Origin of the sequence: Dyadobacter beijingensis DSM 21582 (assembly GCF_000382205.1) — a bacterium.
Taxonomy (GTDB): Bacteria; Bacteroidota; Bacteroidia; order Cytophagales; family Spirosomataceae; genus Dyadobacter; species Dyadobacter beijingensis.
This window is the reverse complement of the sequence record NZ_KB907789.1, coordinates 117,434-139,932: the sequence shown is the minus strand read 5'-3', so window position 1 is coordinate 139,932 and position 22,499 is coordinate 117,434. Positions and strand designations below refer to the sequence as shown.

At 52.0% G+C, this 22,499-nt stretch carries 14 protein-coding genes and 1 pseudogene; 11 read left to right on the top strand and 4 right to left on the bottom strand.

The genetic code is table 11. From position 1 onward, the window contains the following. Positions 1 to 19: 19 nt before the first annotated feature. A complete protein-coding gene (locus tag H144_RS0119075) occupies positions 20 to 2,206 on the top strand; it encodes a catalase (protein WP_019943699.1) in 2,187 nt (728 codons plus the stop codon). A gap of 61 nt (positions 2,207 to 2,267) precedes the next feature. Here H144_RS0119075 and H144_RS0119070 read toward each other — a convergent pair whose 3' ends face one another. The 3 genes from H144_RS0119070 to H144_RS0119060 all read right to left on the bottom strand — a co-directional run bounded on the left by H144_RS0119070 (position 2,268) and on the right by H144_RS0119060 (position 4,541). Next, on the bottom strand, positions 2,268 to 2,738 hold the full coding sequence (locus H144_RS0119070) for an ankyrin repeat domain-containing protein (RefSeq protein ID WP_019943698.1): 471 nt from the start codon (positions 2,736 to 2,738) through the stop codon (positions 2,268 to 2,270). Between the two features lie 69 nt (positions 2,739 to 2,807). Continuing rightward, positions 2,808 to 3,263 carry a PA2169 family four-helix-bundle protein gene (locus H144_RS0119065; protein ID WP_019943697.1) on the bottom strand — a complete coding sequence of 152 codons (456 nt, stop codon included), beginning with the start codon at positions 3,261 to 3,263 and terminating at the stop codon, positions 2,808 to 2,810. Positions 3,264 to 3,431: 168 nt separating this feature from the next. After that, positions 3,432 to 4,541 (bottom strand): fatty acid desaturase family protein, encoded by a 1,110-nt coding sequence (locus H144_RS0119060; RefSeq protein WP_019943696.1) that lies wholly within the window; start codon positions 4,539 to 4,541, stop codon positions 3,432 to 3,434. A 225-nt stretch (positions 4,542 to 4,766) separates the two neighbouring features. On the opposite strand from H144_RS0119060, the gene H144_RS0119055 reads away from it, so the two are divergent. From H144_RS0119055 to H144_RS34385, 5 genes and pseudogenes are all read left to right on the top strand, one after another. After that, positions 4,767 to 5,423, top strand: a complete 657-nt coding sequence (locus H144_RS0119055) for a LuxR C-terminal-related transcriptional regulator (protein ID WP_084599986.1) — start codon at positions 4,767 to 4,769, stop codon at positions 5,421 to 5,423. A gap of 630 nt (positions 5,424 to 6,053) precedes the next feature. Beyond that, positions 6,054 to 12,443, top strand: a complete 6,390-nt coding sequence (locus H144_RS0119050; RefSeq protein WP_026350827.1) for a N,N-dimethylformamidase beta subunit family domain-containing protein — start codon at positions 6,054 to 6,056, stop codon at positions 12,441 to 12,443. A 29-nt stretch (positions 12,444 to 12,472) separates the two neighbouring features. Next, positions 12,473 to 13,498 (top strand): T9SS type A sorting domain-containing protein, encoded by a 1,026-nt coding sequence (locus H144_RS0119045; RefSeq protein WP_033402984.1) that lies wholly within the window; start codon positions 12,473 to 12,475, stop codon positions 13,496 to 13,498. 111 nt (positions 13,499 to 13,609) lie between these two features. Then, positions 13,610 to 13,894, top strand: a pseudogene (locus H144_RS0119040) (xanthine dehydrogenase family protein molybdopterin-binding subunit); the annotation flags it as partial. After that, positions 13,894 to 14,067: a molybdopterin cofactor-binding domain-containing protein gene (locus H144_RS34385; protein WP_019943691.1), complete on the top strand. Its 174-nt coding sequence runs from the start codon at positions 13,894 to 13,896 to the stop codon at positions 14,065 to 14,067. The pseudogene H144_RS0119040 and the gene H144_RS34385, both read left to right, overlap by 1 nt. A gap of 68 nt (positions 14,068 to 14,135) precedes the next feature. On the opposite strand, the gene H144_RS35020 is transcribed toward H144_RS34385, so the two are convergent. After that, positions 14,136 to 14,360: a hypothetical protein gene (locus H144_RS35020; RefSeq protein WP_019943690.1), complete on the bottom strand. Its 225-nt coding sequence runs from the start codon at positions 14,358 to 14,360 to the stop codon at positions 14,136 to 14,138. 35 nt (positions 14,361 to 14,395) lie between these two features. Between H144_RS35020 and H144_RS35125 the strand changes: the two genes are divergently transcribed. The 5 genes from H144_RS35125 to H144_RS0119005 all read left to right on the top strand — a co-directional run bounded on the left by H144_RS35125 (position 14,396) and on the right by H144_RS0119005 (position 22,368). Beyond that, positions 14,396 to 14,560: a hypothetical protein gene (locus H144_RS35125; RefSeq protein ID WP_510185778.1), complete on the top strand. Its 165-nt coding sequence runs from the start codon at positions 14,396 to 14,398 to the stop codon at positions 14,558 to 14,560. A gap of 79 nt (positions 14,561 to 14,639) precedes the next feature. After that, positions 14,640 to 15,116 (top strand): (2Fe-2S)-binding protein, encoded by a 477-nt coding sequence (locus H144_RS0119020; protein WP_019943688.1) that lies wholly within the window; start codon positions 14,640 to 14,642, stop codon positions 15,114 to 15,116. 23 nt (positions 15,117 to 15,139) lie between these two features. After that, a complete protein-coding gene (locus H144_RS0119015) occupies positions 15,140 to 15,784 on the top strand; it encodes a hypothetical protein (protein WP_019943687.1) in 645 nt (214 codons plus the stop codon). A gap of 18 nt (positions 15,785 to 15,802) precedes the next feature. Continuing rightward, positions 15,803 to 17,959, top strand: coding sequence for a molybdopterin cofactor-binding domain-containing protein (locus tag H144_RS0119010; RefSeq protein ID WP_026350826.1), 2,157 nt, complete (start codon positions 15,803 to 15,805; stop codon positions 17,957 to 17,959). A 260-nt stretch (positions 17,960 to 18,219) separates the two neighbouring features. Beyond that, positions 18,220 to 22,368 carry a hybrid sensor histidine kinase/response regulator transcription factor gene (locus H144_RS0119005; RefSeq protein ID WP_157504975.1) on the top strand — a complete coding sequence of 1,383 codons (4,149 nt, stop codon included), beginning with the start codon at positions 18,220 to 18,222 and terminating at the stop codon, positions 22,366 to 22,368. The last annotated feature ends 131 nt before the right edge of the window (positions 22,369 to 22,499 follow it).

Below are 22,499 nucleotides of genomic sequence, written 5' to 3'. Positions count from 1 at the left end.
TTTATCAACAAACATCACCATGGCAAAAAAGAAAGATATATTAGTTCAGGAACAGCCCGCCAACGATAAGACGGAGAACCTGGCACCGCACACCGCCGACGCAACCGGCGAGTTGATGAATACAAACACGGGTTTGCGCATCAACGACGACCAGAATTCCCTGAAAGCGGGAGAGCGTGGCGCTACATTGCTGGAAGACTTCATTTTCCGCGAAAAGATGACCCATTTCGACCATGAGCGCATTCCGGAGCGGATCGTTCATGCGAGAGGTTCGGGAGCGCACGGTGTTTTCAAAGTTTATAAGCCGCTGGCCGAGCTGACAAAAGCCGGGTTCTTAAACGACCCATCCCTGGAAACGCCGGTCTTCGTCCGGTTTTCGACGGTAGCAGGATCGCGGGGTTCTTCGGACCTTGCCCGTGATGTTCGGGGATTCGCCGTGAAATTTTACACACAGGAAGGCAATTTCGATCTGGTGGGCAATAATATGCCCGTATTTTTCATCCAGGATGCAATCAAGTTCCCGGATCTCATCCACGCCGTGAAGCCGGAACCCGATAATGAGATTCCGCAGGCTGCTTCGGCACACGATACTTTCTGGGATTTTATTTCATTGATGCCTGAGTCTGCCCATATGGTTATGTGGGCGATGAGCGACCGGGCATTGCCTCGTAGCTACCGGATGATGGAAGGCTTTGGCGTACATACATTCCGTTTTGTAAATGCGGAGGGTGTTTCCAGTTTTGTCAAATTCCACTGGAAACCGCTGCTGGGCGTCCATTCGGTTGCCTGGGATGAAGCACAGAAGATTTCCGGAAAAGATCCGGATTTTCACCGCCGCGACCTTTGGGATGCGATAGAAAGCGGAAATTTCCCGGAATGGGAGCTGGGCGTACAGATCGTGCCCGAGGAGGATGAGTTCAAGTTCGAATTTGACTTGCTCGATCCGACCAAGCTGATCCCCGAGGAGCTGGTGCCGGTTCAGCGAATCGGCAAAATGACGTTGAACCGCAATCCTGATAACTTTTTTGCAGAAACAGAACAGGTCGCATTTCACCTGGGACATGTTGTGCCCGGGATCGATTTTTCAAACGACCCCCTGTTGCAGGGAAGATTGTTCTCCTACACAGATACCCAGCTATCGAGACTAGGCGGACCCAATTTCCAGGAAATCCCGATCAACAGGCCGATCGTGCCGGTATTTAACAACCAGCGCGACGGCCATATGCGCCAGACCATCAACAAAGGGAAGGCAAGCTACGGTCCCAATAAAATAGGCGATAATTTTCCACAGCAGGCCAAGGCATCCGAAGGTGGCTTTACATCCTACCCCGAACGTATCGATGCCCGTAAAGTGCGGGCGCGGAGCAAAAGTTTCTTCGACCATTTCAGTCAGGCCAAACTGTTTTTCAACAGCCAGTCGGACCCTGAAAAAGACCATATCGTGGACGCCCTGAGCTTTGAGCTGGGTAAAGTGAAAGAAGCGGCTATTCGCGAGCGGATGCTCGGCATTCTGTCGCTCATCGACCAGAACCTGGCAGCGGGCGTTGCATTTGCACTGCGTATGCCCGTTCCGCAGGACCCGGAATTGCCGGTCAATCACAGCATTCCCGCCGATGGCGATCCGGCCGACTATGATTCGCTGATGGTGGAGGGTTCGCTGAGCAAATCGGCAGCACTGAGCATGGCAGGTACGCCCAAAGACAGCATTGCCACGCGCAAGATCGCTTTTCTGGCAGCAGACGGCGTAGACGAAAAATCGCTGATGACGGTTAAGGATGCCCTGGAATCGCAAGGTGCGGTAGTGGAAATCATCGCGCCCCGCCAGAGTTATATACTATCGGACGGCGACACGCAGATTCCCGTTCAGCACAGCTTCCTCACCGCCGCTTCCGTTCTTTTTGACGCGGTTTACGTGCCGGGCGGGACGAATAGCGTGGCTTCGGTGGAGGCAGATGCCGATGCGATACATTTTTTGAATGAAGCGTTCAGGCATTGCAAGGCGGTTGCCGCCGACGCTTCGGCGATACAGGTTCTGGAAGCCACATATTTTGTTAAAAAAATCCCGACGGACTTCTCGGATGAGACGGTCGTGAAAGAAGGAATTGTCGTCACGGACGATCCCGGAGAGTTGGCCGACAAATTTGTCCTGGCGATTTCCCAGCACAGGTTTTGGGATAGGGAAAAAGCCCGGAAAGTCCCTTCATAAAAATAGCAGAGCCGTAGTTTACAAAACTACGGCTCTAATTTTATACAGCATTCAAAAATAGCTACGAAAGGAATTCCAGCGCCTTTTGGTTTCCCTGCTGCGTGGCATGATCGATCACTGAAAATCCCCTGCTGTCCAGAATCGACTTATCCGCTCCATTTGCCAACAGCAATTCGACCAGGTCGTTGCGGCCAAACATCGCCGCAAACATCAGCGCCGTTCCTCCGTTACCGTGCTGCATGTTCAGATCAGCGCCATGCGCAATCAACAGCTCGGCAATATCCCGGTAGCCTTTGAACGAAACGCCCATCAGGGCGGTGTTCCCACCCAGGTCGACGGCATTGACGTCTGCGCCGGATGCAAGCAGTAATCTGGCTGCTTCAAACTGATTATTGTAGCAGGCCACGATCAGTGGCGTAAAGCCCTTTGCGTCGTGCATGTTGATATCCGCGCCCTGACGGATGATTTCCTCAAGAACGGGCACCTCGCCGAGACGGGCCGCATGTATTATAATGTCGATCGTTATTTCCATGAGATTTAATTGAGAGCGCAAAATAAAAGCCGCCTTTTCAGGCAGCCTTTATCATTGAATGAATTTTGATTACGCTTTCGCAGTGTCTCGCAGCGCTTTGATGCGATCATGGGCCGCATTGATATCCTGTGACTGGCGATTTACGATTTCAACCGCATCGAACGGAAGCTGATTGTCCGCCAATGCGTCATGATACGCTTTTTTGATAGCATCCTCGCCGCGTTCGGCCTCAGACAAAATACTGGCACGGTCGCTTCCGCCGAAAAGTGACTTGACATCGATCCACACGCGGTGCAATGCGCCGCTCACACTTTTGTCATCTTCAAGATGTGGTGCCGATCCTGCAATCGCAGCCAATTCCTGTACATTTTTACGGCTTTGCTGAGCGTAACCTTCAAATAATGTTTTCAAATCAATATTCTCATCATTGATATCTTCAATTGCCTTTTCGAAACCGGCTACGCGGTCGTTATTGATTTCAATCAGATCTTCGATGATGCCGGTTGTTTTTTCGCTAGTTGACATTTTGATTTTTAGTTTGTTTTCAGCCCTCACTAGCGAATGTTATGCCACGACAAATGCCGGCGTATCGAAACGGGCAGAGCATTCAACTGAATAGACCAGGGACTGATTTTACACAAACACACGTAATGCTTTTGTAGACCTAATACCCCCATATGAGATTTAGCCGTGTTAAACAATTCCATCATTCATACCGGGCATGCCGAATTTTTTAAGCGCGGCGATATGAGACCTGAAGGCCATGCCGAAAGTTTGATGTTCCATATAATTCAATCCGAACTCCTTTGCCGTTTTTCTGACGATAGGTGCAATTCCCGGATAATGGATATGACATATTTTGGGAAAAAGGTGGTGTTCGATCTGAAAGTTCAATCCGCCGATGTACCAGCTCAGCCATTTGTTCCCGGGTGAAAAGTTAACCGTGGTTTCCATTTGGTGCACAGCCCAGTCTTTCTCGATGACACCCTCCGGATTGGGCAACGGGTACTGGGTTCCTTCCACCGAATGGGCGAGTTGAAAGATTACCGTCAGCATCAGGCCCGCAAAGAAATGCATGAGTAAAAAGCCGGCCAGGATAAAGCCGAAGGGAATGTGAAAAACGACCGTGGGCAGTACGAGAAATATGCCGAAATAGACCAGTTTCATCACGATCAGCCCGGCAAGCATTCCCCGGTTTTCGCGTTTTGTCTGGCGGTTCAACCCGGATTTGATGAAATGGGCATACTGGATAAAATCTTTCAGCAACACCCAGTACAAGGTCAGGATTCCGTAAAAAAAGAACGCATACACCCACTGGAAACGGTGAAAGGGCTTTACCGTTTCGTGAGGCGACAGCTTGATCACGCCCCGGTCTTTGATGTCCTCGTCCAGGTTGGCGACGTTGGTGTAGGTATGGTGCAAGATGTTATGCTGCCATTTCCAGTTCGATACCCCTGCACCGGCGAGGCAGATCGTAAAACCTACCCATTTATTTACCGTTGGATTTTTGGAGAAAGCACCATGATTGGCATCGTGCATCACACTCATCCCGATTCCCGAAATGGCGGCACCCATCACCAGCCACAGTACCATACTGATCCAGAAATCAGGCGCCAGCAATAGTATTGCCAGAAATGGCAGCGCATAGGAAGTCAGCAAGACGATCGTTTTTAAAACCATCCTCTTGTCGGCATACTTTGATTTGTGATTTTCTTTGAAATATTGTTCAACCCTTTTTTTAAGCGTGGGGAAAAAAAGGGTTTTGTCGATAGCGACAAACTTGATTTTGCTCTCTGCATTCATGGCCTTCCAGTTTAAGTCGGTGTAGTAAAATGACTTTGGAAGATACAGGGATGCTAAATCTGCTCTGGCATAGGCCGTTTGATATAAAACGCTGAAAATCAATATTTGTTGTAGAAAATTCTCAAAGAAATTGGAGAATAATATCCATGGTTTTGGAGATTTGAAAAACATTTTAATAAGCTTATGAAAGGGTGATTGCTATGCTTATTGCAGCTACCTTTATCTATGAATATCCACCTGGCACTTAGCCGTCCGACGTTTGCAATTTTTGATACTCACCCCGTAATGCGCACGGGCCTGGCAATTCTTCTCAGAGAAAATTTTGAGGAAGCAGAGGTCGTAGAATCAAAGGATATGCGTGATTATGATCAGAATGCAGGGAGACCGGAGCCTGATCTGGTGATTTATGTATTGCATGCCGATTTTGAAGAGGAGGGATACCCATCCATTTCAGAAATCAGGCAGAAATATTCCGGTTCGCGGGTCATCGTTTATGGGCCGGAAATGCAGCCCGAGGTAATTATCGATTATTTTAAGAAGGGGGTCAACGGCTATTTATCCAAATATGCGGATATGTCGGAAATGCTGATTTGCATCAGGTCTGTCATGGGCGGGAAGCGATATTTGAGCGTTGAGCATATGGCATTCATATTCGAATACCTGATCGCCAGCCATACCCCGCAAAAAAGATCCGACCTGCTCACGCGAAGGCAAAAAGAAGTGGCCGACTACCTCGTACAGGGAATGTCGACCTCTTCGATCGCTGAAAAAACAGGACTTCACCTCTCTACGATCAGCACATTCAAAGCCGCCATTTTTGCGAAACTGGGCATCGATAATGTTCTTGCGCTAAAAGAAATTCTGGGAATGAAAGAAATCTGAATAAACGGGACTTTCTCAATCAATTGCCGCGCTATTATAACACCCCACGTAGACAAAGGAAACTCAGTCGTCGAATAAACAATCATGCGCGTTCCGTACGTATTGTTCGACCGTTACCGAGTTTATTTCTCCTTTTTCAAATGACTTCCTCAGATAGTTTGCAGTGACAAAATGTTTATTTGATTTCGAATAGTAACTATTTTATAATTAGATAGTTAAATGCGAAATATCTCAGAATTTGCTATGTTTTAAAATATATTATAGACATCTTGTTCAATCCTATTTTTATGCATTGAAAAGGAGTTTTAATATAACTGAAATTAAAAACTGCCTTGCCCTCCTGCCTTTCGTTTTTGAAGCAATTCCTTTCATTTTGTTAACCCAATTTAACCCTTCTATGAGAGACATTCTCCCACCAATCTGTTCCCATGCGTCCGGCTAAAAAGCAGCATTGATCTTCATTCGTTTGCAGATCAGTAACCGGCACTGGCGGCCAACGCGATTACCTGCCCATATTACGATCTCCGGCTGCCAGAAATCCTGACTGCCGGTGCTGGATCGGCAAGAACTTCACCAATGGTGAGGGTGGGAGAAGTATGTCCTTTTGTTTTCCTCAAAATCAACAAACTTATGCTACGAAAACTACTTAAATCAATCTCCTCTTTCATCGTATGTGTCTCCATGATCGGTTTGCTCAGCACACAGACAGCTGCCCAGAACCAGATCGTGACTGAGAACGGTTTGGAGGGCAGCCTGCCGTCGGTGTGGGATGTGGGAGATGCCGGGGACTTAACGATCCAGGGCTTCGCTACCGACATCAGCTACAATAAAGGAGAAACCGCTGTTTTTAAAATCAAGACCGATGCAGCAGCCTATACGGTCACGATCTACCGTCTGGGTTACTACGGTGGGACTGGCGCGCGTCTGAAGGGCACGGCCCAGATTTCGGCGGTATTGCCCCAAACGCAGCCCACCTGCCTCACGGATCCTGCTACTGGTCTGGTAGATTGCGGTAACTGGGCCCAGTCGGCTTCGTGGCAGATCCCCGGCGATGCCGTTTCGGGTATTTACATTGCCAAACTGGTCCGCGGGGATAACCAGGGGGCCAGTCATATCACCTTCGTCGTCCGCGACGATGGGAGTAGTGCCGCGCTGATGTTTCAGACCTCGGACGCCACCTGGCAAGCCTACAATGTATATGGAGATAACGGCAACGGAAGGAGCCTGTATACGGGTGCAGGAGGCAAGGCGTCGAAGGTAAGCTACAACCGGCCTTTTCTTACGCGAAGCGGCGGCGGAGGTGGGGGAGCTTATGAGGATTTTCTGTTCAATTCAGAGTATCCGATGATCCGCTTTCTTGAAAAGAACGGATTTGATGTAACCTATACCACCAATGTCGATACCGACAGAAGGGGTGCACTCATCGCGAACCATCAGGTTTTTATGTCGGTGGGACATGATGAATATTGGTCCAAAGGCATGCGGCAGCATGTGACCGCCGCCCGGGACAGCCGTACCCACCTGGCGTTTTTCAGCGGCAACGAAATTTACTGGAAAACACGGTGGGAAAACAGCGTGGATGTGGCCGGTACGCCCTACCGTACGCTGGTCTGCTACAAGGAAGGTGCCGACGGAGAAAACCAGTGTAATGGCAAATGCGACACGAGTACCGACGAATGGACGGGCCTGTGGCGGAGCGGTTGCGAGTTTGCGGCTGCCGATGGCTGTAACCCCGAAAATGAATTGACCGGGCAGATCAGCTGGGAAGGCACCACCGGTACGATTCAAGTCCCCAGCGACTACAAGAGCCTGCGTTTCTGGCGTAATACCACTGTGGCTTCGATAAACGACGGCACTTCCGCCACGCTGGCGGAAAACACGCTGGGTTACGAATGGAATCCCGAGCAGGAAAGCTATCGCAGCTCGTACCCGGCGGGACGGATCATCCTTTCGCGCACCGTCGTGGCTGGAAAGACACACCACCTGAGCCTTTACAGGCATTCGGGCGGTGCACTGGTGTTCGGTGCAGGCACGGTGCAATGGGCCTGGGGGCTGGACGACCAGCACGACCGCGGTAGCGATCCCGTGAGTTTGGCCATGCAACAGGCAACCATCAACCTTTTTGCCGACATGGGCGTGCAGCCCCAGACCATTCAGGAGGAACTTACGATTGCTACCGAGTCTGGCGACTTGCAGGCGCCAACGGTCCAGATAACGGCTCCGGCAGAGGCGGGGAGCGTTGCGGCGGGCTCGGAGGTGGTCATTAGCGGCACGGCGGCGGATGCGAACATCGTGGCTGGGGTGGAGGTCTCCGTGAATGGCGGCATCACCTGGCACCGGGCCACCGGCACCAACAGCTGGACATATGCGTGGGTACCGGCAAGCCAGGGCGCAGCGACGGTCCGGGCGCGTTCTTTTGACGATTCGGGTAATATCAGTACGATCGCCGCCACCAACGTGGATGTGACGGAGCCCGGCATACTTCCTTGCCCCTGTACGGTGTTCCGGGCTACCGATGTGCCCGATCAAACCCTGAACCAGGATGGCAACCAGGCGATCCAGCTGGGGATGAAGTTCCGCTCCTCGATCGACGGCTTTGTGACCGGTGCACGTTTTTACAAACACCCGGGTAATATCGGCACGCATATCGGACAGCTTTACAGCAGGGCGGGAGACCTGCTCGCTCAGGCCACTTTCATCAACGAAACGGCTTCCGGGTGGCAGCAGGTCATGTTCAGCCAGCCTGTTGCTATTTTGGCAAACACTACTTACATCATTTCCTACCATAGCGGGTCGGCCTTCTACTCAGCCGCGAATCCTTATTTCGATGCAGCCAGGATCAATGGGCCGCTGAAAGGACTCGCCAATGACGAGGACGGCAAAAATGGGGTGTATAAATATTCGCCGGCGCCTGCATTCCCGACAGACAACTATCAGTCGAGCAATTATTTCGTGGATGTGGTATTTGAAACTGAGGATCGCCCGGATGTAACTCCGCCAACGGTGATAGCCACGGTTCCCGGTGCAAATGCTGCCGGCATCAATATCAGCAGCAATATTACTGTCAGATTCAGCGAAGCCATTGACCCTGCCACTGTTTCAAACGCCAGCATTGTATTCAGCAATGCGGGCCAGGAGGTTGCCGCAAGTATTGCGTACGACGCCGGAAACCTGATGGTCACCATCGATCCCGCCACGGCATTGGGCTATGCTACTACCTACAATGTGTTGGTAAAAGGCGGTGCTGCGGCGGCCCGGATTAAAGACATCGCGGGGAACGCACTGGCGGCCGATCTATCTTTCTCATTCACGACGCAGCCGGCACCCGGACCTTCGCCGAATGACGGGCCGGGCGGGCCGATCCTGGTGATCAGCTCGGTGTCAAATCCATTCAGCCGCTACCCGGTCGAGATTTTGAGAGCGGAGGGTTTAAATGAATTTGCTGCAAAGGATATTGCCGAAATCAGCGCCGATCCGGGCCTGCTGAACAGCTACGATGTGATTGTTTTGGGAGAAATCGGGTTATCGGGGGACAATATTACCGTTCTCACCAACTGGGTTAATGCCGGTGGGACGCTGATCGCCTTCAAACCTGCGGCGGGCCTCGCGCCCCTGTTCGGCATCACGCCTGCGGGAGGGACCCTCACCGACAAATATTTGAAAGTTCAGACAGCGACCGGTCCCGGGGCAGGCATTGTCGACGAAAGCATTCAATTTCACGGAACCGCCGATCTGTACACACTGAATGGTGCTACCAGCATCGCAACCCTCTTTTCCGATGCCGGAACAGCCACGCTTCATCCGGCGGTAACGCTCAACAAAGTGGGGGCAAACGGGGGCCAGGCAGTCGCATTCACTTATGATCTGGCCCGTTCTGTCGTTTACACGCGCCAGGGTAACCCCGCGTGGAGCGGACAAAAGCGCGACGGGCAGGAGGGACCGATCCGTTCGGATGACCTGTTTTACCCGGATTGGATTGACTTCAACAAAGTAGGCATCCCGCAGGCCGACGAGCAACAGCGCCTTTTGGCTAACATCATCCTGCAAGGCAACTTGCATAAAAAGCCGCTGCCGCGCTTCTGGTACCTGCCCCGCGGATTGAAAGCCGCTGTGATCATGACCGGGGACGACCACGGAAATGGTGGTACGAGCGCAAGATTCGAAGAGTATGTTACCAAAAGTACGGCCAATGACCAGCAGGCAGTCGACAACTGGACGGCCGTGCGGGGAACATCGTACATTTATCCCGGAACACCGATCACCGCTGCTCAGGCAGCGGCATTCCAGGCGCAGGGTTTCGAAATAGGGCTTCATTTGTCTACCGGCTGCAATAATTTTGACGAGAATTCGCTGAGAGGGTTTTTCAGCGATCAGCTGGCCCAGATGTCGGCCGCATTTCCCGGCCTTTCGCCCACCATCACCCACAGGACGCATTGCATTGCCTGGAGTGACTGGGCCACCATGCCCAAGCTGGAACTGGAAAACGGGATACGGCTGGATGTCAACTACTACTACTGGCCTGGACAATGGGTAGGCAACCGCCCCGGAATGTTCACAGGCTCGGGTATCCCCATGCGGTTTGCAGACCGGGACGGCTCGCTGATCGACGTTTACCAGGCCACAACGCAGCTCACCGACGAGTCGGGGATAGATTATCCGGCGCACATTGCCTACCTGCTCGACAATGCGACGGGCAGCAAAGGTTACTATGGCGTTTTCACGGCCAATATGCATACCGATGCCGCCAGTTCGGCGGGATCCGACGCGATCATCAGCGCGGCGCAGGCCCGACAAATTCCCGTCATTGCCGCCCGGCAAATGCTTACCTGGCTCGACGGACGGAATAACTCTTCGTTCGGTGCGGTGAGCTGGACGGCCAATGCCCTGCAATTCGACATTGCTGCGGCCGCCGGTTCCAACAATATGCAGGCCATGGTGCCGTCGGCCGCCCAAAGCGGCCAGCTGACAGGCATCACAGCGAACGGCAATGCAGTGGCTTACACAACCCAGACGATCAAAGGCATTTCCTATGCCTTTTTCCCAGCGAATAATGGCAGCTACATCGCTACCTACGAAGCCGTAGCCAACCAGGCGCCGCAGATCACCAATCTGATTGTGACGCAACCGGCGCCCGGATCGGCGACGTTCACATGGTCTACCGACGAGCCCGCCAGCACACTGGTGTATTACGGTACTGGTGCCGATCAGCTTAACCAAAGTGCTGCCGGTGAGGGAGGGTTGGTTACCAGCCATTCCGTTACGATTACAGGCCTTGCTGCTGGTAGCACGTATTATTTCCGGGTGAGTTCCGCTGACGCCCTGTCGGCCAGTTCAACTTCGCCTGCATCGCCGGATGCACCTTTGAGCTTTGCGACTGCCGCCGAGCCGGAACCCGCCTGTTTTGAAGATCTGACCTTCGAAAATTTCAATTCCGGAGAAACCGGAAGCGGCTCAGCCGTTACAAATGCGGGTGTTACCCTGAAACCGGCACTGAGCGAAGAATTTTCGATCCTGCCTCCGACAGACCAGTGGCAAAGCTTTCCATGGAGCGGGGGCGGGAGCTCGGTTATCACAAGCGGCCAGTTGGTAGTGAATGGTGCCCGCTTCAACACCCAGCCGGAAGGAGCTACCTTGTCGCCCGGCACTTCTCTCGAATTTGTGGGCACTTTCGGCGCTTCATCGTTCCAGCATATCGGGTTCGGGGCCGGTAATAATGTGGATATGTACAACAATACAGCCACCTGGATCATGTTTAGCACCGGTAGCAGTACCAACGTGCTGCAAGCCCGCGTGAACCTGAATGGAGCGGCAGAAAACGTAAACCTCCCCGGAAATTTTAACGGAACCCCGCACCTTTACCGAATCGACTGGAATCCTGCCAACATCCTGTTTTACATTGACGGAGCATTGGTCCATACCAGCAACACGGCCCTGGCGACGCCCATGCGTGTGGGAATCAGTGATTTCTCGGAAAGTGCTCCGGGCGTGAGCGTTGACTGGCTGCGTGTCACGCCCTATCAGCCGTCGGGAACATTTACGTCAAGGGTTTTTGACGGTGGTATGCCAAAAACCTGGGGGGCCGCCACCTGGTCGGCGGGCGTACCGGACGGTGCAAGTCTGCAACTGTTCCAGCGACAGGGTAATGTAGCCGTTCCGGATGCTTCCTGGACTGCATTTGCACCGATCCCGAGCAGCGGTAGCGATGTCGGGGGCTCGTCGCGCTACATCCAATACCGCGCCGACCTCGCCACTTCGAATACGGCCGTAACACCGGTGTTGCAGAAAATGGCGATCGCCTGCGGCGATGTGGTCGTAATCTGCAATGCGGGGACCGACCAGGTAGTTCTTTCTGAGGCTACGGCGTCCAATATGTGCCCGGTCACGACTGTTAACCTGGGCGCCCTGGTAACCAGCGCCGCGCCTGCGGGAACGACGGTTGTGTTCTACACAACGGCCGGTCACCAGGAGGGCACACTGGTTGCCGACCCATCGGTTGCCCCCGTTCCAGGGGTGTATTACGCCTTCTATTTTGACGGCGCCAATGCCTGTTTCAATACCGACAATTCTTCGGCAGTAGTAACCACGACGTCAGTCGACTGTTCCGGCCCGAGCGATCTGCGGCCTTATATGGTGATGGATAATGTGGAATTCACAACGGCCGTGACCACAAATCCCCTGGTTATCAGGATCAGAAATACAAAGATCAATACCAATGCGACCGCCCGGATCTATTTGCAGATTTTTAAACCCACCAGTGCATCGGTCATAACCCTGACGGGACAGTCAGCTGCCGACTGGGTGCAGTCGAGCGTGAACATCAGCTTCTACGAATTCTACACCGATGTGGACATACCGTATTCATCGACGGGAGGTTACAATATAACTGCCTCGCTCACCATACCGGCAAGCCCGAGTAAAGGCGCTTACAATTTCCGGACATTCATAAAGGACAATTCGGGAGGGGAGGTCCCGGCGGGTTACACGAACAACAATGTAATTATCGGGGTGTCGAAACAATAAAATATTCCAACGCATTAAAAACCAGACCTATGAAAATCAGACCAAATATTACATTGTCATGCTTTATCGCTATGATACTTCTTTTCGGGAGCCGGCTTCATGCGCAGGAAGTGAATGCGGCGCTGGCAGAATTTACCCCCGAAGCATTCGACGGGTATCCCCGGAAAGGCACATTTCTGGCAACATTCGGAAAGACGAGCGGAACGGTACCTGCCGGGACTGCACAGGTGATATTTACAATGGTGCCCGAAGTCCCCTGGGATGGCAGGCCGATCATCACGCCTGTCGGCTGGACACTAGCCTCCAATTCGACGCCGACGAACATCCGTTTTACCCTAACCGAGGATTGGACAAATGCGTCAGAGCAGAACCCGGAATGGAATATTCCGGTAACGTCAGTAAGGGGGCGCAGCGACCAAAGCCTGGCCGTCACCAGCCAGATACAACAACTGGACGGCGACTGGACGATCTCCGCACCGCTCACCCGCGTGGCGATCACCGTCGATGACGTGGCGCTTCCCGTAACACTCACCAGTTTTGCAGCAGCCCGTGAGGGGACTACCGCTCTACTGAAATGGACGACGACGGAGGAAACCAACAGCGAAAAGTTTCAGATCGAACACAGCCTGAATGGCCTGAATTGGAATGCCGTAGGAAGCGTGGAGGCGAACGGCGAAAGTGCTGTATTGCTGCACTATTCGTTTGTCCATACCGGGCCGGTCAACGGCGAAAACCTGTATCGCCTGAAAATGGTCGACCAGGATAAAACTTTTGCATACAGCAGCATACAAAGTGTGACGTTTGATGGGATTCAAGGTCAGAATATCGTATTCCCCAACCCGGCATCCGAAAGGATCCACCTCGGGGTAAAGGATATTCGATCCCTGACTTATGTCCGGATTTATGACCTCAGCGGTAAAGCGGTATATTCAGCCAATGGAAAAGGTATTTCAAAAACCATCGACATCAGCGCGTTCGGCAGCGGCTCATATGTGGTGGAGATTTTGGATCAATCCGGCAAGGTCAAAGCGCTAAAAATCGCAGTCATTCAATAGGATCAGTGTGCAGCGCAGGGCACCCTCGATTCGGCTATAACATTTGGTATATTTATAGGATGAAAAATAAGGGCGACAAAATTCCGGACAGCCGCCGCCGATCAATGAAAAGTGCCGGTTGAGGAGATTACCACTGAGGCCGGTGTTTTATATCACAAAAAAAAAAGCGGTAAATCAGCTAAGTATGGGGAAATGGCTTCGGCAGCGGCGAAGACCCCTGTTCCGAAAGACGTTTCCCTGAAAAACGTGAAGGACTTTAAGATCATCGGCCATTCGCAGAAGAATGTCGAGCTTGGCAACATCATCAAAGGCGCCCCGTTATTCGGTATCGATCAGTCGGCCCCGGGAATGCTGATTGCGATGATCGTGCATCCGCCTGCATTCGGAATGAAGCTTTGGAGATCAAAAATGGTAAACCCGTCGTAAACAAGGTTACGTGCGCCGTAGATTGCGGCATCGTCATCAACCCGGATGCAGCCATTAACATGACCGAAGGGGCCATCGTCGACGGTATCGGAACGGCGCTTTTCGGCAATATGACATTCAAGAATGGCGTGCCGGATAAGTAAAATTTCAGTCAATACCGGATGATCAGCCGTTTGAGCTGGGATTGGATAGTGGCGCCCGGTGAAACCCATCACAGTCCCGTGGTCTTCTCCATGCGCTCAATATACCGATCGCCCATTACTTGTAAGTCATTGGCCGCTTCGGCAATCGTGGCAACATCTTGCGCCGTCAGTTCCAGGCTCGCAGCGCCGGTTTCCTTTTTGATCAGGTCGCCAAAGTATTTGGGGGTCAGGTTAAGCTCACCGGCGCAGTAGGCCACCGTGGGCAGACCGACGGTTTTGGGTTTCTCCGACATAAAATAGCTTCCCAGAGCATGATGTTGCCGTTGAAATCGTTGGAAACACCGCGATTGTTTGGAGCCGGATCACTTTGTATGCAATGGTACGCGGCAGCGAAGCCAATACGGAATTCACGGTTACGGAGGTATATACCAAACAGGCCAGCGATTGGAAGCTGCTGGCGCTGACATTCAGCAGCGCGCGCGAGCTCTGTTGACACGCTGGCCCAGTTTTATTCTAAATTTTTGTAGGCCAAGTCTTGAGCTATAATCTCACCATCAACTGAATCATTCACCATGGCGAAAATCACATTAAACATCAACAAAAAGGATTATCCCCTTGAAGCTGATCCGCAGATGCCGCTTTTATGGGCGATCCGCGATCTGGCCGGGCTGAAAGGTACCAAGTATGGTTGCGGCGTGGCCCAGTGCGGGGCTTGCGTGGTGCATTTGGACGGGGAAGCTGTGCGCTCCTGCGTGACCAAAGTGAGCCGGGCAGTCGGCAAGAAGGTGGTGACCATCGAAGGTTTGTCCGAAACAAACAGCCATCCGGTCCAAAAGGCATGGCAGGAAATCGACGTACCCCAATGTGGGTATTGTCATTCCGGGCAGATCATGTCCGCTGCTGTGTTGCTGCGCGAGAAGCCGGATCCGACCGACCAGGATATCGACGATGCCATGGCCGGAAACATTTGCCGGTGCGGGACCTACCTGCGCATTCGCAAAGCAATACATCTGGCTGCCGAAATGCAGAAGAAGACTTCACAGGGATAATTCGCTCACCTTAATCTCACGCTATGAAACGATATTCAAAAAACGGGAAGGGGGATCTCTTTTCGGTCAAGACGGCCACTATTCTGTCGATACTGGTATTCATTATGGCCGTAGGAGCATCGGCATTCCGCAAGGACGATGCGCCGGTGAAAGAAGTTAAATGGAGCGCCGCCGACCGTGACAGCATCGAGTCTGTCAAGGCGTTTGCTACGGTTTACAAAGTACTCATGAGCCCGCGCTGTATGAACTGCCATCCGGCGGGCGACGTGCCGTTGCAGGGTGACGACAGTCATTTGCACACGATGGCTCCCAAACGCGGCCATGATGGCAAGGGCGTGTTTGCGATGAAATGTTCTAACTGTCATCAGGAAACCAATACGCCAGGCCTGCATACGCCTCCGGGGAATCCCGACTGGCATTTGCCGCCGGCGGATATGAAAATGGTATTTCAGGGGAAAAGCGCCCATGAGCTTGCCAAACAGCTGGTCGACAAGAAAAAGAACGGGAATAAGGATATTAAAAAGCTGATCGAGCACGCCGACGACGGATTGGTGCTTGCTGGCTGGAACCCGGGAGAAGGACGGACGCTGCCGCCGGTAAGTCATGCCGAATTTAAAAAGGCCTGGCTGACCTGGCTCAACAAAGGTGCATATGCTCCGAAGAAATAATCTCAAACTGAATCCACCATGGAGAACCAGACATTATCCAGAAGAAATTTTCTGAAAACATCCGGTATGACCGGCGCCGTGCTCTCGCTGGGTTTTTACTGGCCAGGCAATGCCAAATCAGCGAAGATCGTCCATGCCGCCGAAGCCAAAAACTTTGGGGTGGAAATGAATTCCTGGGTGCATATCGACACGTCAGGAAAAGTGACCATTTTCGACCACCGGGCAGAAATGGGCCAGGGTTCCTACCAGGCTGTTCCGCAGATCGTGGCGGAAGAACTGGAAGTGAATTTGAACGAAATCAATGTCGTGTTCGCGCCGGGCGACAATAAGAAATACGGTAACCAGGTTACAGGGGGCAGCTCCACGGTGCGGGGTTCGTATAAAAACCTGTTAAAACTGAGTGCCACAGCCCGTGAAATGCTGATCCAGGCAGCGGCTACGAAATGGGGCGTCGATAAGGCGGAATGCTATGCCGAGGGTGGGCATGTGATTCACAAACCATCCGGTAAACGGTTTCATTATGGCGAGCTGGTGGAAGCGGCGTCCAGGCTGGAAGCGCCCAAAGAGGTAGTTCTGAAAAAACGCTCCGAATACAAGCTGATCGGCAAGCCGCTGCGCCGGTTGGATACGCCGTTGAAAACCAATGGTTCCGCGGTTTTTGGATTGGATAAACAAATACCGGGTATGATGTATGCCGCGGTAGAAAGGAATCCCCGGCTACGCGGAAAAGTGAAAAGCTTCGACGACACGAAAACCAGACAAATACCGGGCGTAAAGCATGTCTTTAAAGTAAAAATGGGTGTTTTTAATACCTATCGGGAAGGGGTGGCCGTCGTAGCGGAGTCAACCTGGGCAGCTATTCAAGGTAAAAAAGCATTGAAAGTAGAATGGGACGATACCGGCTTTGAGCATTTGGATACCGAAGAAATTTACAAACGCCAGCGCGAAGCACTGCAAACGCAGGAGGGATTGGCATTTAAAAAGCAAGGCGAGCCCTCGGAGATCATTGCGAAAGCTGCTAAGAAAATAGATGTTACCTACGAGACGCCCTACCAGTACCACGCTGCGATGGAGCCGCTGAATTGCGTTGCCCATTACCAGGACGACAAGCTGGAAATCTGGGGGCCAATCCAGGCGCCGGAATGGGTGCAGGACTACATCAGCAAGGAGATGTCGATTCCCAAGGAAAAGGTGATTGTGAATATGACCTTTCTGGGCGGCGGCTTTGGCCGGAAGGCTTTCATGGACTATCCGCACGAAGCTTCCGTGATTTCGAAGGAAATTAAGGCGCCCGTTCAGGTAGTATGGACGCGGGAGGATGATGCGACGCAGGGGCCATTTCGTCCGGGCATCACCTATCGCTGCGAGGGGGTTGTCAGTAATGGGGCAATTGATGCATTGAAAGTAAAAATGGCCGGGCAGAATAACGACCATTGGCGGGGTGGGAAGAAAGATACGCCCAACCGCAGCACCTCCGAAGGTTTTTTGAAACCCTATATGGATTCGATCAAGAACCTGGCGATCATGGATATTCCATTTGAAACGCCTATCCCGACGATGTGGTGGCGATCGGTTTACGCCTCCACGAATGGTTTCGCTTACGAGAGTTTCCTCGACGAACTGGCTTTGGAAGCCGGCAAAGATCCGCTGGAATTCAGGCGGGCGCATTTAAAAGACGAGCGGTTGCACAAGCTGATCGACAAAATGGAAGAAGTATCCGGATGGAGAGAACGGAGGAAAGGCGAAGGTTTTGGTACGGCGATTACGGAATGTTTCGCGAGCACGGTGGGTCATGTGGTAAAAGTGTCAAAAGCAACGAATGGCGGCGTAAAAATTGACCAGGTATGGGTGGTGATGGATTGCGGCTGGTATGTCAATCCGGATACGGTACGCGCCCAAGTCGAAGGATCGGTTGTTATGGGACTGGGCGCAGCCACTATTCATGAAGTGAAATTCAAGGACGGCATGGCGGTGGATAGCAATTTCAGCACCTACCAAATGCCCCGCATTACCGACATCCCGCCCATTGAAATACACATTATGGAAAACGACGCGGATGCAGGCGGCGTAGGCGAACCCGGCTTACCGGCATTCGCGCCTGCATTGACCAATGCAATTTTCGATCTGACCGGGAAGAGGATCAGGAGGCTGCCATTTAGTTTGGCGGCTGTTTAATGAATCCCGGCGGACACACCTGGCCGGTATGGAGGCACAATCTGTTTGGGTTCGCCCAGCTCTTGTTCAAATAAGATTTACCTATATGCTGGACCGCGCGTTAAGATAACCCGGGAACCCGATTATGCATTGGGTTCTTTTAGATGTGGTAGTTAACTTTGACCGAAGGATTCTCTTTGGCCAATTTCGTTTATTTAGGTATTAAACACCTGAAACCGCCTCAGGGACTTGAATGACGAACCTTAATCTGAATTTTGGTGGTGAAACGACAACGTACATGGAAGATCAGCGTGTTGGTGATGGCGCTTCTGCTTATTCATGCCTCATTTCAATTATTCGGGCAGCAGCGCCGGTTTGTTCATATCGATGCCCGCCAGGGGCTCTCCCATGCTCATGTCAAGGCAATCTACCGTGACAAAAGCGGTTTCCTGTGGATTGGCACAGAATCAGGACTTAACCGGTTCGACGGATATGCGATCAAGGTCTTTCGGAATGATGCTTCCGCCCCTGCTTCACTATTTGACGATGATATTGCGGCATTATTTGCAATGCCGTCTGGCAAAATGGGCGTTATCACCAGCCTTGGGCCCTGCGTCTACGACCCGGCAACGGAAACTTTTTCGCGGCCCCTGCAAGGTTTTCAGCCTTATTCGGTTCGCAAACCAGCTAATCTGAAAACCGTCGTGCCCGACAACAAGGGTAATTACTGGTTTCTCATGCAGGATGAGGGACTCATTTGTTATAATGAGCAAAGTAAAAAGGCCTTTTCGATCAAGCATTCAGGCCGTGATACCAATTCCATTGCCAGCAACGATGTCACAGCCATTGCTCAGCAAAGTGATAACACTTACTGGCTGGCGCATTCGAATGGGATCGTTGAAAATATCGTCCTGGAAAAGCGGGCCGTCCGGGTTATCAAAAGGCATAATTTCTTTTACGATCGCAGGAGAAACAAAAGCGATAAGTTGCACTGCCTTCTCACCACGGACCGCGACGGGGACGTGTGGGTTTTTCCCACCAACTTCGATTTGGGTATAGCCTATCTGGACAAGCGCCTCGGAAAAGTAAATTATCTGGGCAAGACCTTCGGAAATCCCCGGCTGAGTTCGGATTTGATTACCGGTGTGGTAGAGGACGACAGGGGTAATATCTGGATCGCCAATGGACAAAACGGCATCGATGTGCTGGACAAAAAGACGCGATCGATCACCAACATGCGGTATGCATCGGAAAATGCGAATGGACTAAGCCATAATGCAATTACCACGATGCTGAAAGATGCCGACGGGCTGATCTGGGCGGGAACCTATAAAGCCGGGGTGGATTATTTTCATGAAAATATCCGTCTGTTTCCGCTCGTCAACCGGCGCACAAAGCCTTACGGCCTGCCTTTTGAGGATGTCAATGCGTTTGTCGAAGATCGTAAAGGCAATCTCTGGTTGGGGACCAATGGTGGAGGATTGATCTATTTTGAAAGAAAAACGGGGAAATTCACGACTTACCGTCATGATCCGGGTAATCCGAGATCATTGAGCAGCGACGCGATCGTGAGTTTGTGCCTGGATCATAAAAATCAGCTGTGGATAGGCACTTTTCTGGGTGGGTTAAACAGCTTTGACGGGCGCCAATTTACTCGCTTCCAGCACGATCCCGCCAAGGCTGAGAGCCTTCCGGGGAGGAGCGTATGGGAGATATTCGAAGACTCACAGCAACGGCTTTGGGTCGGCACCCTCGACGGCGGCCTGTGCTTGTTTGACCAGGAAAGCAAAAACTTTACCCGCTATCGGCATCCAGACCAACGTGCGCTTTACTCTACCTACGTTCCCACCATTTTCGAGGATTCCAAAGGAAATATGTGGTTCGGGACTTCGACGGGGATCGACGTATTGAAAAAAACGTCGGGTGCATTGGTGCATTTTGAAACAAAAAAGGGAGATCCGGCTTCTATTGCCAGTAACGATATCTTTGGGATACTGGAAGATACCAAAGGGCGGATTTGGGTTGGCTCCCGGGGAGGGCTCAGTATGTGGGTGCCGGGCTCCGACACTTTCGTGAACTACGGCGAAAAGCACGGACTTCCGCATAATGCGATCCTGTCGATGGCCGAGGACGAAAACGGCCGGCTCTGGCTGGGTACGCCCAGTGGCCTGTCGTGTGCGACCTTTGCTTCCGGTAGGGGGCGTTTGCAGGTAAGCTTCCGGAACTACTCGGAATTGGACGGGCTGCAAGGGAGGCAATTTACGGAAGACGCTGCACTCAGGACGCGTGCCGGAGAATTGATTTTCGGCGGAGCCAACGGGTTCAATATATTCAGGCCGGGCGATTTGCGGGAGAATAAGATGGTGCCCAGGTTGGTGTTTACCGATTTTCAGCTGTTCAACCGCAGTGTCCGCCCCGGGTCCCGGGCTGGGGGAAAGCCTGTACTATCTTCCTCGATCACGACAAATCCTTCTGTTGTATTGCAGGCGAGCGACAATGTTTTCTCTATCGAATTTGCCGCATTAAACTTCATCCAGCCGGGTGGGAGCCAATACAAGTATAAATTGGAAGGTTTTAACGACAACTGGCTCGTTACAGATGCCGGCAACAGGAAAGTTACCTTCACGAACCTCGACGCGGGCGACTACGTTTTCCGTGTGATCGCTTCCAATAACGACGGGCTCTGGAATCAGGAGGGAATATCGCTCCCGATTAAAGTGCTGCCTCCATTCTGGCGGTCGCCGATTGCCTATGCCTTGTATGCGATAGCGATTGCCTTACTGCTGCTCGCAGCATTAAAGCTGATACAGGAAAGGGAACGCATGAAATTTGCGATCGTGCAGACGCGCGAGGAGGCAAGGCGCTCGCAGGAGCTGGATATGCTGAAGACCAAGTTCTTTACCAATGTAAGCCACGAGCTGCGTACCCCGCTTTCGCTGATACTTGCCCCGGCTGAAAAGCTCACCGAGAGGGCCGTGGACAGTCAGGACCGCAAACAGCTGGACCTGATCCAGCGAAATGCACGGCGACTGCTGAACATGGTTAATCAGCTACTGGATTTCAGAAAGCTGGAAGTGAATGAAATCCGGTTTCACCCTACCGAGGGGGACATCATCAGGTTTGTCAAGAACACCGTCTATTCCTTCTCCGATCTTTCGGAGAAAAAGGACATCCGGCTCCTGTTTTCTTCCAATGTCTCCGGGCTGGAAACGTCGTTCGATCATGATAAGCTCGAAAAGATTCTGTTCAACCTGCTCTCGAACGCTATTAAATTTACTTTGGGCCCCGGTGAGGTATCCGTGAACGTCGATGTCCGGGATGCGGATGGCGATTATTTCGTGGAAATCAAAGTGAAAGACACCGGCATAGGAATACCACGCGAAAAACATGATCTGATTTTTGAACGGTACTTTCAGAGCGACTTACCCAATTCGATCATCAACCAGGGAAGCGGTATCGGGCTGGCCATTACGCGGGAGTTCGTCCGCATTCATGGCGGGTCTGTGGCGGTGGAGAGCGAAGTCGGAGAGGGGAGTTGTTTTGTGGTAAAACTGCCTTTGAAGAGGCGTACCGAAGTAATCGCAGCCGGGTTGCCTGACACACCGGGCGAGGTTGCCGTGCGCGCCGAAAGAGACCTGGGAAAACAGGATGCGGAGGGTAAACCGCGCATCCTGATCGTGGAGGACAACGAAGATTTTCGTTTTTATCTCAAAGACAATTTAAAGCAATTTTATTCCGTCATAGAGGCTTCCACAGGCCGGGAAGGTTGGGATAAAGTGCTGGAATATCGCCCGGCCCTGATTGTTTCGGATATTATGATGCCCGACCTGAATGGGCTCGACCTTTGCAGAATGGTCAAATCCGACGAGCAGGTTTCGCAAACTCCGGTAATTCTGCTCACGGCCCGGTCAGACGATGAACAATTTCTTGAAGGGTTCCAGGCCGGCGCGGACGATTATATTGCCAAACCATTCAATTTCCAGGTGCTGGAATCAAGGATCCGGAACCTGATTTCGTCGCGGGAAAAACTCCGCAGCCTTTTTGTAACCCGCAATGGTATCAAGGCAAGCGAAATCAAGGTAACGCCGCCGGACCAGCAATTTCTTCATGAAATGATCCAGGCAATCGAGCGACATATTTCCAATCCGGAATTTACGGTGGTCGACCTTGCCCGGGAACTGGGCGTGAGCCGTTCGCAATTGTTTAAAAGAGTGCAGACGGTTACCGGCAAATCGCCTTTGGAAGTAATCCGCGAGATCAGGTTGCAACACGCTGCCCAGCTGCTGGAAAAGAGCCAGCTTTCCATTTCCGAAATTGCCTATCAGGTCGGGTTCAACAACCCCAAGTATTTCGCCCGTTATTTCAAGGACGTATACCATGTATTGCCTTCCGAGTATTCGTGCGGCAAACGGGAACCGGGCAGCAACTAGTCCGGAAATTTGAATTATTCCCCTGTTTTTTGGTCTTTTCATAGCATTCTGGACTTTTTATACCCTTTATTCGGACTAATCGATACCCTTTAGTACTTAGGCGGTATTCTACCTTTGGTGCAAATAATTCA

Bases quoted from the DNA above. Each gene is read 5' to 3' on its own strand.
- H144_RS0119065 (WP_019943697.1), bottom strand. From the start codon at position 3,263: ATGTCAACTAGCGAAAAAACAACCGGCATCATCGAAGATCTGATTGAA.
- H144_RS0119010 (WP_026350826.1), top strand. From the start codon at position 15,803: ATGGAGAACCAGACATTATCCAGAAGAAATTTTCTGAAAACATCCGGT.
- H144_RS0119020 (WP_019943688.1), top strand. From the start codon at position 14,640: ATGGCGAAAATCACATTAAACATCAACAAAAAGGATTATCCCCTTGAA.
- H144_RS0119045 (WP_033402984.1), top strand. From the start codon at position 12,473: ATGAAAATCAGACCAAATATTACATTGTCATGCTTTATCGCTATGATA.
- H144_RS0119060 (WP_019943696.1), bottom strand. From the start codon at position 4,541: ATGAATGCAGAGAGCAAAATCAAGTTTGTCGCTATCGACAAAACCCTT.
- H144_RS0119070 (WP_019943698.1), bottom strand. From the start codon at position 2,738: ATGGAAATAACGATCGACATTATAATACATGCGGCCCGTCTCGGCGAG.
- H144_RS0119050 (WP_026350827.1), top strand. From the start codon at position 6,054: ATGCTACGAAAACTACTTAAATCAATCTCCTCTTTCATCGTATGTGTC.
- H144_RS35020 (WP_019943690.1), bottom strand. From the start codon at position 14,360: ATGTCGGAGAAACCCAAAACCGTCGGTCTGCCCACGGTGGCCTACTGC.
- H144_RS0119055 (WP_084599986.1), top strand. From the start codon at position 4,767: ATGAATATCCACCTGGCACTTAGCCGTCCGACGTTTGCAATTTTTGAT.
- H144_RS0119015 (WP_019943687.1), top strand. From the start codon at position 15,140: ATGAAACGATATTCAAAAAACGGGAAGGGGGATCTCTTTTCGGTCAAG.
- H144_RS0119075 (WP_019943699.1), top strand. From the start codon at position 20: ATGGCAAAAAAGAAAGATATATTAGTTCAGGAACAGCCCGCCAACGAT.